The 17,737-nt window shown below is 67.5% G+C and carries 14 protein-coding genes; 6 read left to right on the top strand and 8 right to left on the bottom strand.

Annotation, left to right across the window (positions count from 1 at the left end; translation table 11 throughout):
- Window positions 1-10 precede the first annotated feature (10 nt).
- From ACWDTS_RS25940 to ACWDTS_RS25910, 7 genes are all read right to left on the bottom strand, one after another.
- Window positions 11-1,717: a thiamine pyrophosphate-binding protein gene (locus tag ACWDTS_RS25940; RefSeq protein WP_450110843.1), complete on the bottom strand. Its 1,707-nt coding sequence runs from the start codon at window positions 1,715-1,717 to the stop codon at window positions 11-13.
- Entirely contained in the window at window positions 1,707-2,657 is a 951-nt protein-coding gene (locus tag ACWDTS_RS25935) for an SDR family NAD(P)-dependent oxidoreductase (RefSeq protein ID WP_248673508.1), read from the bottom strand. The genes ACWDTS_RS25940 and ACWDTS_RS25935 overlap by 11 nt, the downstream gene beginning before the upstream one ends.
- Window positions 2,658-2,696: 39 nt before the next feature.
- Entirely contained in the window at window positions 2,697-4,523 is a 1,827-nt protein-coding gene (locus ACWDTS_RS25930) for a flavin-containing monooxygenase (RefSeq protein ID WP_450119301.1), read from the bottom strand.
- Window positions 4,524-4,555: 32 nt separating this feature from the next.
- A complete protein-coding gene (locus ACWDTS_RS25925) occupies window positions 4,556-5,935 on the bottom strand; it encodes an aromatic ring-hydroxylating oxygenase subunit alpha (protein ID WP_450119300.1) in 1,380 nt (459 codons plus the stop codon).
- 29 nt (window positions 5,936-5,964) lie between these two features.
- A complete protein-coding gene (locus tag ACWDTS_RS25920; protein ID WP_450110847.1) occupies window positions 5,965-6,810 on the bottom strand; it encodes an SDR family NAD(P)-dependent oxidoreductase in 846 nt (281 codons plus the stop codon).
- Between the two features lie 5 nt (window positions 6,811-6,815).
- A complete protein-coding gene (locus ACWDTS_RS25915) occupies window positions 6,816-8,405 on the bottom strand; it encodes an SMP-30/gluconolactonase/LRE family protein (protein ID WP_450110848.1) in 1,590 nt (529 codons plus the stop codon).
- A 334-nt stretch (window positions 8,406-8,739) separates the two neighbouring features.
- A complete protein-coding gene (locus ACWDTS_RS25910) occupies window positions 8,740-9,411 on the bottom strand; it encodes a FadR/GntR family transcriptional regulator (protein WP_450110849.1) in 672 nt (223 codons plus the stop codon).
- A 279-nt stretch (window positions 9,412-9,690) separates the two neighbouring features.
- Between ACWDTS_RS25910 and ACWDTS_RS25905 the strand changes: the two genes are divergently transcribed.
- Complete coding sequence (locus ACWDTS_RS25905; protein ID WP_450110861.1) at window positions 9,691-11,412, top strand: 2-isopropylmalate synthase; 1,722 nt, start codon at window positions 9,691-9,693, stop codon at window positions 11,410-11,412.
- 110 nt (window positions 11,413-11,522) lie between these two features.
- Here ACWDTS_RS25905 and ACWDTS_RS25900 read toward each other — a convergent pair whose 3' ends face one another.
- Complete coding sequence (locus tag ACWDTS_RS25900; protein WP_450110850.1) at window positions 11,523-12,317, bottom strand: FadR/GntR family transcriptional regulator; 795 nt, start codon at window positions 12,315-12,317, stop codon at window positions 11,523-11,525.
- Between the two features lie 121 nt (window positions 12,318-12,438).
- Here ACWDTS_RS25900 and ACWDTS_RS25895 point away from each other — a divergent pair, with 121 nt between their 5' ends.
- From ACWDTS_RS25895 to ACWDTS_RS25875, 5 genes are read left to right on the top strand one after another with little or no spacing between them, the layout of a single operon-like run.
- Window positions 12,439-13,611 (top strand): acyl-CoA dehydrogenase family protein, encoded by a 1,173-nt coding sequence (locus ACWDTS_RS25895; protein WP_450110851.1) that lies wholly within the window; start codon window positions 12,439-12,441, stop codon window positions 13,609-13,611.
- Window positions 13,608-14,561: an acyl-CoA dehydrogenase family protein gene (locus tag ACWDTS_RS25890; protein ID WP_450110852.1), complete on the top strand. Its 954-nt coding sequence runs from the start codon at window positions 13,608-13,610 to the stop codon at window positions 14,559-14,561. Before ACWDTS_RS25895 ends, ACWDTS_RS25890 begins: the two co-directional genes overlap by 4 nt.
- Window positions 14,558-15,367 (top strand): enoyl-CoA hydratase/isomerase family protein, encoded by an 810-nt coding sequence (locus ACWDTS_RS25885; RefSeq protein WP_450110853.1) that lies wholly within the window; start codon window positions 14,558-14,560, stop codon window positions 15,365-15,367. The genes ACWDTS_RS25890 and ACWDTS_RS25885 overlap by 4 nt, the downstream gene beginning before the upstream one ends.
- A complete protein-coding gene (locus ACWDTS_RS25880; protein WP_450110854.1) occupies window positions 15,364-16,560 on the top strand; it encodes an acyl-CoA dehydrogenase family protein in 1,197 nt (398 codons plus the stop codon). The genes ACWDTS_RS25885 and ACWDTS_RS25880 overlap by 4 nt, the downstream gene beginning before the upstream one ends.
- Entirely contained in the window at window positions 16,557-17,732 is a 1,176-nt protein-coding gene (locus ACWDTS_RS25875) for an acyl-CoA dehydrogenase family protein (RefSeq protein WP_450119299.1), read from the top strand. Before ACWDTS_RS25880 ends, ACWDTS_RS25875 begins: the two co-directional genes overlap by 4 nt.
- The last annotated feature ends 5 nt before the right edge of the window (window positions 17,733-17,737 follow it).

Here is a 17,737-nt window from a genome sequence, read left to right as displayed (position 1 = left end):
GGAACAGTTGTCACTGTTGCCCTTCGGCGTACCAGGTGCGGAACTCGTCGTAGCTCGGCATCTCCTCGGAGTTGGCCTTCGGATCGACGACCACGTGGATGACACCGGGTTTGCCGCTGGCGTAGGCCCGTTTGATCGCGGGCGCGATGTCCTCGTCCTTCTCGACGTATTCGCCGTAGCAGCCGAAACCCTCGGCGACCTTGTCGAAGCGGGTCTCGGTGCTCCAGTGCACGCCGGTCTCGAGCGAGCCGTGCCCGTAGGTGCGCTTGTACACGCCGACCTCGAGGCCCCACGCGTAGTCGACCGCGACGACACACACCAGCGGAAGGTTCAGTCGCGCTGCGGTTTCCAGCTCTGCGATGTGGAACTGGAACGACGAGTCGCCGGTGATGAGCATCATCGGCCGCTTGCCGCCGTCGGCGACACCCGCGCCGACCGCGTACGGCAGGCCGGTGCCCAGGTGCCCGAAGTTCTGGTTCCACATCACGTCGTGCGGTTTGGCCTGCGAGTACGTCCAGCCGAAGATCGTGGTGGCGCCGCCGTCGCGGACCATGATGCCGTCCTTCGGGAAGTCCTTGGTGGCCTCGACGATCAGGCGCGCCGGATGCACCGGGGTCCGCCCGGACGGCGCCGTCTCGGCCAGCTCGGCGAGGCGCTCGGCGTCCTCCCTGATCCAGCGGGCCAGCTCGGGCGTCGCGGTGCGCGGGGTGTCCTTCAGCGCGTCGACGAGCTGCGGGACCACCGCCCGCAGGTCACCGACGAGAGGGACGTCGATGGGCCGGTTCACGCCGATCGCGGCCGGATCCTGCTCGACATAGAGCCACTTGCGGTTCGCCTCGTTCGCGAGCCAGTGCCGTCCGCGGCCGAAGTGCACCGGCTCACCGAGTTCGGTTCCGATCGCCAGGCACAGGTCCGATTCGACGACGGCCTCGATCGCCGACGGCGAGAACCCGTACGGGAAGGTGCGGTCCTCGAGCCCCTCGATGTACGACGTGCCGCCGGACGTCTGGATCACCGGGCACGCCATCAGGTCCGCGAGGCGGCGCACGGACTCACCGGCGCGGGCGGTGTGCACGCCGTGCCCGACGAGCAGCACCGGCTGCTTCGCGGCTCTGATCAGCTCGGCTGCCTCGGTGATGCGGTCCGCGCCCGCGGTCTGGCCCACCAGCCGATACCGTTCGGGCGGCAGGACAGGCGGAACGTCGAGCTCTTCCTGGATGATGTGCGACGGGTACTCGATGTACACCGGACCGGGTGTGCCCGACAGCGCCTTGCGCAGCCCCTCGCGGATGACTTCGTCGGTCTGGTCGGCGTATTCGATGCTGGCGCTGTACTTCACGGAGTTCTCGATCAGGGCTTCCTGCTGCACGAACTGGATGCGTCCCCGGCGCACCCGTTGTTCGGTGATGCGGGCGCGCTGCCCGCCGAGGAAGATCACGGGGGAGTTCTCGACCTTGGCGCACATGATGGCGCCGGCCAGGTTCGCGATGCCGGGGCCGAGCGTGCCGATGCACACCGCGGCCTTGCCGGTCATGCGGGAGACGGCTTCGGCCATGAAGCCTGCGGACTCCTCGTGGTGTGGGGCCACGACGTTCCAGCCGCGCTCCTCGGCGGTGTGGAACAGGTGGACGAAATTCGGGTCCGGGATCCCGAAGATGGTGTTGATACCTTCGGCTTCGAACAGGTCCAGGATGCGTTCGTAGACCTTAACCGACATACGTGTTTCCCTTCCGTACGCCTGCGCCGGCATCGACGCCGGAGGCGGTCGCAAAGCTTCTGACGATGTGGTCGACGTGACCGGACAGGGTCGGCAGGATCCACGGATCACCCGTGTCGCGGATCGTGTCGATCTGCTCGCCGACCTCCTCGATCGTCCACGACGGCCGGTACACGCCGGGTGTCTCGGCGACGAATGCCCGGGCGATCCGGCCCGCGATCGAAACGAGCATTTCTCCTGTGATCGAGCAGGATTCGTGGGCGAGCCAGCCGACGGCGGGCGCCGCCAGCTCTGGATCCATCGGCGGATACTGCGAGGTGTCCAGGCCCTCGGCCAGCCGCGTGAGGGCCGCCGGCACGATGACGTTGGACTTGACGCCGCGCTCGGCGCCTTCGATCGCGGCGACGTTGGACAACCCGATGATGCCGGCCTTCGAAGCGGCGTAGTTGGCGACCCGATGGTTGCCGTACAGGCCGCCGATCGACGACGTCAGCACGATCCGCCCGTAACCGGCCTCGCACATCAGCGGGAACGCCGGGCGTACGACGTGGAACGCACCGCGCAGGTGCACGTCGAGCACGGCGTCGAAGTCCTCGTAGCTCATCTCCGCGAGCGGCGCGTACCGGTTGTTGCCCGCGTTGTGAATCAGGACGTCGATGCGGCCGTACCGATCGACGGCCGCATCGACGATCGCCTTGCCGCCCTCGGCCGTCGCGACCGTGTCGGTGGAGGCGACGGCTTCGCCTCCGGCTGCGACGATCTCGCGCACGACGTCGTCGGCGGGACGGTTGTCGGTGCGCTCACCGCTGATCGCCGCACCGGTGTCGTTGACGACCACCTTCGCGCCCAGCGACGCGAGCAACAGTGCGTACGCACGCCCCAGCCCCCGGCCGGCGCCGGTGACCACCGCGACGCGGCCGTCGAATCGCAGATCAGGCACCGCACGCTCCTCTCACGGCGGGTCTGCCGAGTCGGCCGGTCATTTCTCGAACACCAGGCCTTCCAGCTCACCTGTACTACGCCAGTTCTCGAGCAGTTCGGTGAGTTCGTAGAAGCCGCCCCAGAACGGATCGCCGAGGAAGGACCGTCCGTTCGGTTCGCCCTCGCTGTTGTAGTAGCCGGGAGTGCATTCCATCGTGAACTTGCTGTTGTCGACCGAGTACTGACGGATGGTCTGGACCCATCCCTCCTCGGCTTCCGCGGTCGGCTCGACGAGCGTGACACCACGGGTCTGCGCCTGTTTGATGATGTACGCGATGTGGTCGGCCTGCTGCTCGAACATCAGCGTCGTGGCCGCGGTGACGCCGCCCTGGACGAATCCGGTTGCGAAGTGGTTCGGGAAGCCGTGCGCCATGATCCCGTGCAGTGTGCGGAAGCCCTTGCCCCAGTGGTCGTAGAGCGACGTTCCCTGGCGTCCGGTGAACGGTGCGATGGCGAACTGGCGCTCGAGGGCCGTGGTGATCTCGAATCCGCTGGCGAAGACGATGCAGTCGAATTCGTGCTCGACACCGTTCGCGATGATGCCCTTCTCGGTGATCCGCTCGACCCCCTTGGTCTCGGAGACGTCGATCAGGGTTACGTTCGGCCGGTTGAAGGTGGGCAGGTATTCGTCGTTGAAGACCGGCCGTTTGCACATGTTGCGGTAGTACGGCTTCAGTTTCTCCGCCGTTTCCGGGTCCTCGACGATCGATTCGACTCGCTGACGCAACCGCTCCATCGCCTTGTAGTCCTCGACCTCCTTGAGTTCGAGAAACTTGACGGGGTCGGCGAGGGCGGCCCATCCGTTGGTTTCGTTGAGCTTCGCGGCCAGATTGCGTGCGACCTCGGTCCAGCCGTCGCAGATGAGGTCGGGCTCGCCCGGGTTGTAGAACGCGAACGCGGCGTTGTGGAAGTTGCGCTGCCGCTCCGCCCGCCAGCCCGGCTTCAGGCTCTTCACCCATTCCGGATCGGTCGGGTAGTTGGCACGTTCGAAGATGTACGACGGAGTCCGCTGGAAGACCGTGAGGTGCTTGGCTCCGCGGGCCAGGTGCGGAATTGCTTGGACTGCACTGGAACCCGTGCCGATGACGGCTATCCGCTTGTCGCCGATCCTGTCGAGTCCACCGTGCAGGTCGCCGCCGGTGTACTCGTAGTCCCAGCGGGCGGTGTGGAAGGTGTGCCCCTTGAAGTCCTTGATGCCGGGGATCCCGGGGAGTTTCGGGCGGTTGTACGGGCCCTGGCACATCACGATGAATCGGGCGGCGATCTCGTCGCCGCGATTGGTGCCGATCCGCCATCGCCTGATCTCCTCGTCCCATTCCAGCGACCGGATCAGGGTGTGGAAGATCGCGTGCTCGTAGAACCCGAAGTGGTTTCCGATGCGCTGAGCGTGCTCGAAGCACTCGTCGCCCTTGGAGAACTTCTCCTTCGGCATGTAGCCGGTTTCCTCGAGCAGAGGAAGATAACAGTAAGCGTCCGAATCGATCTGGATGCCCGGATAGCGGTTCCAGTACCAGACGCCACCGAAGTCGCCACCGAGTTCGATGATCCTGAAGTCCTCGACGCCGGCTTCCTTCAGTCGGTGGGCGGCGATCAGGCCGCTGAACCCGCCGCCGAGGATCACCACTTCGATCTCCCCGACGATCGGCTCGCGGGGCTCGACCGGGAGATGCGGGTCTCCCGTGTAGAACTCTTCGAACTCGCCGTCCGCCTCGAGATATTGCTGCTGGCCGTCGGAGCGAAGGCGCTTGTCGCGCTCGAGGAGATACTTCCGGTGCAGTGCTTCCTGATCGACCTCGGGTGTCTGCGAAGGGGCGCAGGGTTCCATGTGAATGTCCTCGGTTGGTGGGAAATCGGTGGTCAGGCGAGGTCGCGGGGTGCGCCGGTGCCCATGTAGGTGGCGAGATTGTGGTGCAGGTTGACGACGCTGCGCTCGCGATACGGGTTGGGTTTCGGGCCGGAGAAGCCGCGCGTCTTCATACCCTGCTGGACGGCGGCCATGTTGGAGAAGTCCTGCGGCAGCACCGTGCGCCACCCCGGATCGTCGGCAGGGGTGTACTCCCACTCGGTCTCCGGTTCCTCGCCGGTCGGAAACAGTTCGTACACAGCGGCTTCGAAGATGCACTTGTTCGGGTAGTAGCCGTAGGGGCGTGCGCTGTAGCAGAGCATGTTGTTGACCGCGTGACCGATCTGGAAGTTCGGGAAGATCTGCCAGGCGGTTCCGCTCTTCGCGACAATCTGGGGGTCGATCGTCGGCCAGATCACCCCGCGCGCCGCGTCGTCACGGCGCGCCGAATCGAGCCAGTGCCGCAGCACCTGGTCCGGGGGAGTGCCCTCGGGTAGTTCGTCCAGCAGCCGCTGTGCGGCGTCGACGAGGGTGCGGGTGGTGTTGGTGTTCGCGTTCTCCCACGTGAAGTTCTGGAGCTCGATCGTGGCCTTCCGGGCGTCGGGGCCGTTGCCCACGCGCAGCTTCGCCTGCTGCTCGTCCATGCCCTTGGGGGCGTCGTAGCCGATGTTGCTGTGCTTGCCCTGCGCCCGCGACCACCCGAGGAAATTGCCGAAGTTCATGAACTCCGGGTGGGTGTACGGCACATGGTAGGTCTCCATGAAGGCTTCGAGCGCGACCTTCCAGTTACAGTCGAATACAAGCCATTTGCGCCACCGGTAACGCATGTTGTGAAGCTCGAACGGCTCGAGCAACGAGGCCGCCGGTTCCAGGTAGTCGCGCAGTGGTTCACAGTCGGGATCCATGTTGATCCAGATCCAGCCGCCCCACGTGTCGACCTTGACGTCGACCAGTCGCGCCCGCTCGTCGGTGAGCGTGCCCTTCCAGTCGTCGCGCTCGGCCGCGAACGTGTTGTTGCCGTCCAGATCGTAACGCCATCCGTGGAATCCGCACACGAACTGCCTGGCGCAGCCGCGCGCCTCGTGGGCACCGTCCGGGGTGTCGACGAGTTTGCGTCCGCGGTGCGAGCACACGTTGTGGTAGGCGCGGAGGGTCTCGGCGCCGGTACGCACGACGATGATCGAGTCGTCGAGGATGTCGTAGGTGAGGAAATCACCGACCTTGGCGAGTTCCTCGACGCGGCCCACCTGCTGCCACACCTTCGCCCACAGCCGGTCGCCTTCGGCGCGGGCGTAGTCCTCGGACAGGTACGCCTCGACACCGATCGTTAGGGGCGTCGAGAGTGGTTCTGCTGCTTCGGAGGTTTCCTGGATGTTGTCGACTGTGTCGGTCATGTGAGCCTTCTCCTGGTGCAACGTGCGTGTCAGCGGGTGATGGCGGCGCGGAACGTTTCGTCTTTGAGGAAGAGCGACGTGTGGTCGGCGCCCATGTGCGTCCACTTGAGATTCAGGCCGCCGTCGACGAGGAGCGTCTGCCCGGTGATGTAACTCGACAGATCCGAGAGCAGGAACAGGATCGCCCCGGCCTGCTCCTCGGGTCGGCCGCGGCGGCCCATCGCGATGGCGCGCCGGTCGCGTTCGGGGTCCTCGTCGACGTAGGTGCCGGACGCCGGTGTCGCGGTCACGCCGGGAGCGATGGCGTTGACGCGGATGCCGTCGACGGCCAGTTCCACGGCCATCGTGCGAGTCGCGGCCACCAGGGCGGCCTTCGCGGTGCCGTATCCGATGTGGAACGGTGCGGTGTTCATGCCGCTGATCGACGAGATCGAGACGATCGAACCGGGGCTGCCGTGAGACTTGATCTCTGCGGCGACGGCCTGGCTCATGAAGAACATCGTTTCGAGGTTCTGGGTGAACAGCGCACGCCAGTCCTCGCGGGTGACGCGGGTCGCCGGCATCCACGTGGCGGGTGCCGCGCCCCCGGCGACGTTGACGAGCCCGTACAGGTCGCCCTCGGTGCTGCGTGCGGTCTCGATCACCGAGGCGATGCCCTCGTCGGTCGATGCGTCCGCTGCGAGGGGAACCACTCGGAGCCCTTCGGCGACAAGCGGTTCGATGTGCTTGTTGAGATTGTCCTCGGACCGGCTCACCGCGATCACGGTGGCGCCGGCCTGCGCGACCATCCGGGTGACCGAGGTCCCGATGCCGCCACCGGCGGCACCGGAGACGACGACGATGCGCCCGTCGAGTCCGACGAATTCGTTGCTCACGGCACTCACCGGACCTTGCGGATCGCCAGGACGCTGCCTTCGGCGTCGGCCGACACGTAGAGGGTGCCGTCCGGTCCGGCGGCGATACCCGCGAACGGACCTTGCGGCCCGGAGAACGGGGGCAGGCCGAGCAGCGGCTTCGGTGTCACACCCTCGGGCGCGCCGACCGGGAGGTTTCGCGCGATGACTTGCTGAGCCTTGGTTTCGAGATCGACGCCGATCAGGGTTTTCGCGTCGACGTCGACGATGAACAGCGTGCCGTCGTGTACGACGATGCCCTCCGGTCGTTCGAGGCCGTCGATCAGGGTGTCGACACCGGAGGCGGTGATCGAGAGGATCCGTCCGGCCCCGGCTTCGGAGACCAGGGCCGTGCCGTTCGACGCGAACGCGACGCCGATCGGCTCGGCCAGCCCGTCGGCGACCACCCGGGCTTCACCGGACGCGACGGCGTAGACCTTGCCGGCGCCGAGGTCGGCGGCGACGACGGTTCCACTGTGGGACACCGCCACTCCGTAGAGCGCTTCGAGTCCGTCGGCGAGGACCTCGCTCTCGGCGGCAGCCGGGTTGTATCGGGAGACGATGCCGTCGCCGGTGACGATGAATTCGCCGTTGCCGACGGCGGTCACGCCGCGGATGTAGCCGGGCCAGCCGGGGCTGAACAGCATTCCGAGAGTGCGGGTTCCGCCGCCCGGCTCGAGCGCGAGCAGGAAGGTGCCGTCGGCGATATAGACGGTGCCGTCGGGTCCGACGGTCAGGTCCAGTGGCCAGGTCAAGCCGTCCGACAGGGCTTCGCGGGTCTCGCCGCCGGCGAGGATCTCGGTCACCTTGCCGGTGAAGCTCGACACGAACAGCCGGTCGCCGAGGAAGGTGAGGTTGTCGAGTCCGGGATTCAGCTGGGCCAGGACCGTGCGGTCGCCGTTGCGCGGGTTGATCCGCAGCACCTGGCCGGAGGCAACCTGGGTGGAGACGATGAAACCGTCGGAGTCGAACTTGACCGCGTCCGGGACGCCGAGGTCGCCGGCGACGCGTTCGGGCTCGCCACCGTCGGGATCGATGCGCCAGATGTCGTTCGTGCCGAGCAGCGGGTAGTAGAGCTTGCCGTCCGGACCGACCTCCATGCCGTTGGGCATCGGGAGTTCGTCGAGGAGAACCTTGGGGGCGCCGCCGGCCGGGTTCAGTTCCATGAGGCGGCCACCGACCCGGCACTCGTTCACGAACAGCCGGTCCTGGTGGATCGTGATGCCGTTGGCGCCGGGCAGGTCGTCGCGCAGCAGACGGGTGCTGCCGTCGGCGCCGCGGATGCTGACGCGCCCGTCGTAGTACTCGGTGATGTACATGTCGCCGTGGCTGTCGAACGCGACGTCGTCGGGGGCGACGATGTCGCTGCCCTTGGGGCTGATCGTCTCGAGCGCGCCGGTAACGGGGTCGAATGCGCTGATCTGGCTGCCTGCGACCTGTGCGACGTAGATACGGCCGTCCGGGCCGCTACGGAGACCGTTCGCGCCGAACAGTCGGCTCGGCGGCGTGAGTCGTTCCAGTGCCCATCCGTCGACGAGCCTTGTCGATGTTCCGGTGTAGCGCGCCCCTGCTGTCAAGATCGGGTCCCCTCCCGTGACGAGAATCTGATTCTCTGAAGTGCCGAACTCGGTGGTGCATTTCGTGTGAGTGTTGTCGCGACGGTGCGCTGCGTATCCCGGATCGAGTGACGCAGGCCACTTTCATCGAGGCGAGTGTAGACATGAAACGGTGAGCTTTACAAGTATTGCTATCCTTATAAGGATGGCTCAAGACCTGTGCGCGAGTGTCGCGGTGCGCGGGTCGCCGAATTCGGTCGCGCCGGGGGAGGGGCGAGCTCGAAATGTCCCACGTGCCGCGGTGACTTCGAGTTGATCGGGCACGCTCGGAAACCGACGGGGTTTCGGTGCTCTGCTACCGAACGAGTTTCGTTGTGAGTGAGGTCAAGTGGTCGCGCGTGATCGCGGCGGCGGTCGCCCGGTCTCGGCGTGCGATGGCGTCGTAGACGCGTTCGTGGGTGGCGTGGTCGGCGTCGTCCCCGAATGTGCCGCGGGTGCGGAGCATCTCGATCATGGCCTGGCGGTTGCGGGGGGTGAAGCTGTCGAACAGGTCGAGAAGGATCGGATTGTGGGAAGCGATGACGATGCCGCGGTGGAAGACGATGTCCGTGTCGACGTGCTCTTCGATTGTGGTGCGGTGGGTTTCGCGCTTCTGTAGTGCCTTCTTCAGTGTGCGGAGTTCGACGGCGGTGCGGCGTTCGGCAGCCAGGGCTGCGGCTTCGACCTCGATCGCGACGCGGGCCTCGATGACGGCGAGGATGTCGGCTCGAGCAACGGTCCGTGTCCAGTCCTCGGGGGCGTCGAGGGCGACGACGAACACGCCGGCGCCTTGCCGGGTGGCGAGGATGCCGCGGCCGGCGAGTTGCCGAATCGCTTCGCGGACGGTGGAGCGGCCGACACCGAGTTGCGGGGCCAGCGTCGTCTCGCCGGGCAACTTCGCGCCGAGGGGCCATTCTCCGGAGCGGATGCGTTCGAGCAGCACATCGGCGGCCTGATCGGCGAGAGGTTCGCGACGGACAAGGGTCATGCTCCCATCATCGCAGAGCCCTTGGCTCCTCTACTTGTCTGAGGAGTTGTGTTAGTGTTCCGGACATGCGTTCCTTCGCATTCCTTCTCCTTCGCTGCCACGGCGGGGCTTAGCCGGACCGGCTCCCCGTCGTGGAGTCGAACATGCGCCGGTCCCTGTCCACGACGATCGACGAAGGACCTCTTCCGGATGAGCACCAGCACGTTCTCCCGTATCTCCACTCCTGCCGGCCCGATCCCCGCCGATGCCCCCGGCTGGAACAGGCAACGGCACTCCCGCATGCCCTCGCACCGATACTGCGACGTCTACTCCCGTGTCGCGGTGCCCCTGACACAGCGACAGCGGCAGTGGCCGATGAATCGGCTGACCGCGGCGCCGTTGTGGGTGCCGGTGGATCTGCGTGACGGCAACCAGGCGCTGGCCGAGCCGATGGACCCCGAGCGCAAGCGCCGCTTCTTCGAGTTGATGGTTGCGATGGGCTACAAGGAGATCGAAGTCGGCTATCCGTCCGCCTCGCAAACGGATTTCGACTTCGTACGCCTGGTCGCCACGACCGACGTCGCCCCGTCCGACGTCACCATCGTGGTCTTCACACCCGCCCGTCGTGACCTGATCGAGCGGACGGTGGAATCGATCCGCGGCATCGGCAACGAGGTCGTCATCCACATGTACACCGCCACCGCCCCGGTCTGGCGTGACGTCGTCCTCGACCGCGACCGTACAGCGCTGAAGGAACTGATCCTGGCCGGCGGGCGAGACGTGCTGGAATTGGCCGGTGACCTGCCGCATGTGCGCTTCGAGTTCTCGCCCGAGGTCTTCAACCTCACCGAACCCGACTATGCGCTCGAAGTGTGCGATGCGATGACCGAGCTGTGGGACGCGACCTCCGAGCGGCCGGTGGTCGTGAATCTTCCGGCGACGGTGGAGATCGCAACCCCGAATGTGTATGCCGACCAGATCGAATACATGCACAAGAACCTCGCCCGTCGCGAAGCGGTGATCCTGTCCGTGCATCCCCACAACGATCGAGGCACCGGCATCGCCTGCGCTGAACTCGCCATACTCGCAGGCGCTCAGCGGGTCGAGGGTTGCGTGTTCGGGAACGGGGAGCGCACCGGCAATGTCGACATCGCGACCCTCGCTCTGAACCTGCACGCGCAGGGCATCGACCCGATGATCGACTTCTCCGACATCGACGAGATCCGCCGCACCGTCGAGTACTGCAATCGCATCGAGATCCACCCGCGGCATCCGTACGTCGGAGACCTAGTGCACACCGCCTTCAGCGGTACCCACCAAGACGCGATCAAGAAGGGTTTCGCGGAGCATCAGGCTCGCGCCGCCGCCGAGGGGCGGCGCGAGTCCGAGATCGAGTGGCGGGTGCCGTATCTGCCGATCGACCCCGCCGACATCGGCCGTAGCTACGACGCCGTGATCCGGGTCAACTCACAGTCCGGCAAAGGGGGGATCGCCTACCTGCTCGAAAGTGAGTACGGCATCGAACTGCCGCGCCGGCTCCAGATCGAGTTCGCTCGCCACGTGCAACAACACACCGACGCCACCGGCGGCGAAATTACTCCGGTCGAGCTGTGGGGAATCTTCGAAGCCGCGTACCTCACGCAGACGGACGTACCCGGCGCCCCGGCGCTGCTCGGCTTCGACGCGACCGACACCGTCACTACGATCACGTTGGGTATCGGCGACACCGAAAGCCGCAGCGTGCACGAGGGTATGGGCCCTGTCGAAGCATTGACCGCCGCGCTGGCCCGGCACGACATCCATATCGAAGTGCTCGGCCTCCATCAGAGCAGCATCGGTACCGGGAACGGCACCGACGCCTTCACTCTGGTCGAATTCCGCAGCCGCGAGGGCATGGGTTGGGCCGCTGGACGACACCGCTCCGTGCTCACCTCGAGTCTTCAGGCGATCATTCGCGCTGCACGCGACGGAATCCGGCGACCACAACAGCGCGATGAGCCGACAGTTCCGGCATCCGCGTAGGTCGTGGCCTCAGGGATGACGCGTGGGTCGACGGCGTTGTCGCCGTCGGCCCCCGTCGGGGTCGGAAGAAGGTCGGCGACGGTGCCCTGAGCACCGTCCGGGTGATCGCCCTAGATCCGGGGGCGCTGACCCGCCTGCCGGGCCATCGCGGACGACGCGTTCACGACGCCGTCGTCGAAGCGATCGAGAAGAATTGCCTGGGTCGCGGCCAGGTGGGCGCGGGCGATGCGTTCGGCCTCACTGTCGCGACCGGCCGCGATCTCGTCGACGATCCGGCGATGGATCCGGACCGCCTCGCGGGCGTCCTCCTCGGACGGGTACTCGCCGCGGCGGGTGAGCACCTCGGCCCAGGCCATCTCCTGCGCGGACCACAGCGCCACCAGGCTGCTGACGACGTACCGCATGGTGACGTTCGGCGTGAACGAGACCACCAGATCGTGGAATTCGCGTGCGATCCGGGTGAACGCGACGCCGTCGTCGACCACCTCGGCGCACGCGTTCACGTTGGCTTCGAGGGTGGGAACGATCACCTCGGCGCGGTCGGGGCGGCGGGCCAGTTCGGCCGCGCACATCGGTTCGAGTTTCTGCAGGCCGGCGGCGAGATCGCCGAGGGTGACGCGAGCGCCCTGGAGTGCCAGGCCCAGGTGGTAGGCGGCGGAGAACTCGTCCGGCCGGTGCACCTCGGCGCCGCCGACGTTGCCGCGACGCACCGTGACCAGGCCCTCGGTCTCGAGGATGCGCAGTGCCTCCCGGATCGAGGGGTAGCTGACGCCGAAGTCCTTGACCAGCTGGTCCTGGGTGGGGAGGCGATAGTTGTCGTCCGAGAGGATGTGGTCGCGAAGCTCGGCTGCGACCGTTTCCGCGATGCGCCGCTGGGGAACTCGGCCGCGCCGCGGGGTCGTCACGAAGTGCGCCTTTCATCCATGCGCGTCAGTCTATCCGTAGGTCGAGTCATACTTCCAATTATTGACAGTCTTATAACCTCAAGCATTGCTATCCTTATTAGGATTGACGTAGTGTCCGCTCATGGACTTCACGATGGGTGGAGAAGCTCCGGAGCTGCGGCTCGAACTTCGCAGGCTGGTGCAGGATCACGTCCCCGAGCACTTCCTCGGAGCGTTCACCGACGATCCCGCCGATCTCGAAGCGGCGCAAGCATTCTGCCGGCTCCTCGCCGAACGCGGACTGCTGTGCGCGGCCTGGCCGGAGGAGTTCGGCGGCCGTGGAGCCACGATCTGGGAACAGACCGTCGTCCGCGAGGAGATGTGGGCACATCACGAACCGCGAGGCGCGCAGTACATGGGCGTGAACTGGGTCGGGCCCACCATCATGCGGCACGGAACCCCCCACCAGCAGGAAAGACACCTGCCGCCCATCGCGCGCGGCGAGGTGATCTGGTGTCAGGGCTTCAGTGAACCCGAGGCCGGCTCCGATCTCGCGTCGCTACGCACCGCGGCCCGCCGAGACGGCGACGGCTGGCTGATTTCGGGCCAGAAGATCTGGACGTCCTACGCGACCATGGCGCAATGGTGTTTCCTGCTGGCCCGAACGTCGACCGGGGAGCGGAAACAGCAGGGGCTCACGGTCTTTCTCGTTCCCATGTCCGCACCGGGAATCGAGGTGCGGCCCATCCGGTCCATGCTCGGACCGCACCACCTCAACGAGGTCTTCTTCGACGACGTGCGCGTCACCGAGGCCGACGTGCTCGGCGAGGTCGACAACGGCTGGTCCGTCGTGCAGGAGGTCCTGTCCTACGAGCGGGTCGGAATCGCCCGGTATGCGCGCTGTGAGCGGCTGCTGCAGGCCGCGCCCTCGGTGCTCGGCGACCGCTGGGACGACGTTCCCGCCGAACTGAAGGCTCGCTGGGCGCGCATGCTCACCCACTGCCGGCGCGCGCGGCTGCTCGCGTATCGCGTGGTGTCACTGCAGGAGACCGGCACCGTCCACCCCGGCGACGCCGCGGCCTACCGGATCGCGGTCACCACCCTCGATCAGGGCAGCGCCGAGGTGCTCACCGAGATCGCCGTGTACGCAACACCCCCCGACGACAGCGCGGAAGAATTCGACAATGCGACGGCCCTGTGGTTCCGCCGGGCGGTGGAGGACCACTGGCGGTACTCCCAGGCGGCGACCGTCGCGTCGGGCAGCATCGAGATGCAGCGCATTCTTCTCGCCCGAGCCCTCCTGGCGGCATCATGAACATCGAATTGAGCCCGGAAGCAACGGACTACGGGAAGGAGGCGCTGCGGGCACTCGAAGCGGCCGGCGGTGACGAACTCGTCCGGCGAGTCGAGGACGACCCGGCGCTCCGGCAGGACATCGTCGCGCCCGTCCTCGCCGAGCTCGGCGCGTGGGATCTCGATCCGCGTGGCGACGCCGACGAACTCGAGGCGGCCGCCGCGCTGTGCCGCAGCGTCGGCTACTGGGCGGTGCCCTATCCGGTCGCCGAACGCCTGTCCCGTCCGGCGGATCTCGACGTCGACGGACTCGTCGTCGTCGCCGATTCCGATCCCAAGGCACCCATCGCGAACCTCGATCTGCGTTGGGCCGCAGTCGCACTCGACGGACAGCGCAGCCGTACGATCGCGCGCCCGCCGAGCACGCCGCCCCGCATGTCCGCGTTCGCGGCGCAACTCGATCTGCAGTCGATCGACGACGACGGCCTCGGCGATCTCGCCCTCGCGCTGACCCTGCCGTGCTGGACGCTGCTCGGAATGCTCGATCGGGCAATGGATCTCACGCGGTCCCACGTCCTGCTTCGGGAACAGTTCGGTGCGCCGCTCGCACGTCTGCAGGGCGTGCAGTTCCAGCTCACCGAGGCCGAGGTCGAACGCAGCGGGCTCGATGTGCTCGCCAAGTACACGCTGTGGAGCGTCCAGGCAGGCAACGCCGAGGCACTCGACGACGCGCTCGCGTTGCGGCTCGCGGCCGTCGAGGCAGCACAGGTCGTGTTCCGCATCGCCCACCAACTGCACGGGGCCGGTGGCTTCTGCGACGAGACGACGGTGTCGTGGATCTCCCGCTACAGCATCCCCCTGCGGCGCATCCCGTGGGGCCCGTCCGGCACACTCGACGCCCTGACCCGCACCGTCGGCCGGCGCGGCCTGACCGGCCTGTTCAGTCCGACCGCCGAGGAGGCGCTACTGTGAACGGCAACCTCCCCGACGTGCTCACCGTCGAATCCGACGGACCCGTCCGGATCGTCACCGTCAACCGCCCCGACGAACTCAACGCCGTGAACAAGGAGCTGCACTGGGCGCTGGCGAACGTGTGGCGCCGGCTCGCGGCGGACCGGGACGCCGCCGTCGTCGTGCTCACCGGTGCGGGCCGGGCGTTCAGCGCCGGCGGCGACCTCGACTGGATCACATCGTTCCTCGACGACCCGGTCGCGCGCGACGAGAGCATCCGGGAGGGCGCCGAGATCATCGAGGAACTGCTGCGATTCCCGCTGCCGGTGATCGCCGCCGTCAACGGTCCCGCGGTCGGGCTCGGGGCCAGCATCGCCGTGCTGTGCGACATCGTGCTCATGTCCGAGCGCGCATACCTGGCCGACCCGCACGTCGCGGTCGGGTTGGTCGCCGGGGACGGCGGCGCAGCCTTCTGGCCGCTGCTCACCCCGATCCTGCGGTCGCGCGAATACCTGTTCACCGGTGACCGCATCCCCGCGGCCACCGCCGTCGAACTCGGACTCGCCAGCCGCGTCACCGCACCCGACGACCTGCTTCCCGAGGCCCGGCGCCTCGCAGCCCGGCTCGCCGCGCAGCCGTCGCAGGCCTTGCAGGGCACCAAGCGGGTCGTCAACATGTACCTGTCCCAGGCGCTGGCGGGGCCGATGCAGGCCGGCTTCGCCGCCGAGGTCCACACGATGCAGACGCCGGAGCATCGGGACCGTCTCCTGGCGTTGCGCGAGAACACCGACCGGCAGACCGGCAGGAGGAAGGAGCCCGCGAGATGAGCCCGGCACCGCCCGCGCTCGACGAGTTCCGCACCGAGGTATGCGCGTGGTGCCGCGATCACGTCCCCGCCGATTGGCGTGCGGTGCAGACCGGTGCCTCCGACGACGAGTTCGTCGCCTTCCAGAAAACATGGTTCCGGGAACTGCGCGACGCCGGATACGCCGTGCCGCACTGGCCGAAGGAATGGGGCGGCGGCATGTCCGTCGCCGAACAGGTGATCCTCTACCAGGAACTGGCCGCCCACGACGCTCCGCGGCTCGTGCTGCCGTTCGTCTCCATCCACCACGCGGCCTCCACGCTGCTCGCCGCCGGCACCGACGAACAACGCCGACGTCACCTGCCCGCGATCCTCGACGGCGAGATCTGGTGCCAGGGCTTCTCCGAACCCGGTGCCGGATCCGACATGGCAGCACTCGCGACGACGGCCCGTAGGGACGGCGACACCTACATCGTCGACGGGCAGAAACTGTGGGCCAGCGGCGCGTTGCACGCGGACTGGTGCCTGCTGCTGGCCCGCACCGACCCCGACGCGCCGAAACGCCGCGGCATCTCCTATTTCCTGATGGACATGCGCACCCCCGGGGTCGAGGTCCGGCCGATCCGGCAGGCCACCGGCGAATCGCACTTCTGCGAGATCTTCCTCGACGGCGTCGTGGTGCCCGAGGCCAACCGCGTCGGGCCGGAGAACGAGGGATGGAAGGTCGCGCAGGAAACCCTCGGTGCCGAGCGCGGCATGACGATGCTCGAACTCGCGGAACGGCTCGGGACCGGCGGATTCCGCCGGCTCGTCGAACTGTGCGCACGACCCCGGTCCGACGGGTCCGTACCGCTCGACGACCCGGTCGTCGCCGACCGGCTGGCCGCACTCGAAACCGAGATCACCGGACTGCGCGCGCTGTGCGCCGATTTCGTCGCCGACGATCGGCCCGGTCCCGCGGACGCGTCCATCGTCAAGCTGTACTACAGCGAACTGCTCCAGCGCACAACGGATTTCGGTGCCGAGGTCGCGGGTCTCGCCGCCCAGACCGAATTGCGCAAACCGCTGTCGAGCAGTTGGGAATCGGGACCGTGGGTTCTCGATTTCATCGGCTCGTGGGAATGGACGATCCCCGGCGGGACCAGCGAGATCCAGCGCACCATCATCGGTGAACGCGCACTGGGCCTGCCGCACGAACCGAGGAGCGCGACATGACCGGCACCCTCGATCTCACCGAGTTCCACGACGAACTCGGAGCCGTCGCACGAAGCGTGCTCGCCGCAGCGGACCCGGACAGTGCGCCGTCCTGGAGTCGCGTCGCCGACTCGGGATGGCTCGGACTCGAGGCAGGCGAGGAATTCGGCGGTGCCGGAGCAGGATTCGCCGAGACGGCCGTCGTCCTCCACGAATACGGACGGGCCGCAGCCCGGGGACCGCTTCCCGCCGTCACTGCCCTCGCGGTGCCGGCCCTCGGACTCGTCGCCCCCGGTCCGGCGCGGGACCGGCTGCTGCGCGAGGCCGTTGCAGGTGCGACCGTCCCGGTCGTCGTGCTCCGCGGCGGGACTCTCGGGGTGACTCCGTTCCGCCTCGACTCCGGCGTGGAGGGGCCGGTGCTGCGCGGGGAGGCCTCGTTCGTGCTCGACGCGCCCGGCGCCGACCGGCTGCTCGTGCCGGCGACGAGACCCGACGGCACCGTCGTCCTCGTCGACGTGGATCCCGGCGCCGGTGGTGTCGCGGTCACGGACCAACCGGTGCTCGATGCCACCCGTTCCTTCGGCCGGGTGGTCGCGGACGGGGCCGTGGTCGCCGCCGACGCCGTTCACGCATTCCGTGACGGTGCGTCGGCCCTGCGTCATTTGGCCGACCGGGCTGGCGTCGCGGTCGCGTGCGACAGCCTCGGCCTCGCCGAAGCCATGCTCGACACCACCGTCGCGTATGTCGGGGTACGCGAGCAGTTCGGACGAAAGATCGGCTCGTTCCAGGCCGTCAAGCACGCGTGTGCCGACATGCTCGTCTCGATCAGCGTGTCCCGGCGCCTCGTCGACGCCGCGGTGCGGAACGTCGCGCAGGACGCACCGGACGCAGGGGTAGCGGTTTCCATGGCGAAATCGCACGTGTGCGCCGCGGCCGTCGACATCGCGGGCAAGGCCATGCAACTGCACGGCGGCATGGGCTACACGTGGGAGAGCGGCATCCACGTGTACCTCAAACGCGCGACGCTGAACCGGTCGCTGTTCGGATCGCCCACCGAGCACCGCCGTCGGCTTGCGCGGCGCTACGCGCCCGGTGTGCCGTTGTGGCGGTGGGGTGCCCCCCAAACCCACAACCCGCGGCCGCCCCCCACCCCGGCGGCCCCGCGCGTTTGGGGCGCGTGGGGGTTGTGTTAGGTATA

The sequence above is a fragment of the Rhodococcus sp. NPDC003383 genome (assembly GCF_053589115.1).
This window is presented reverse-complemented; position numbering and strand designations above follow the sequence as displayed.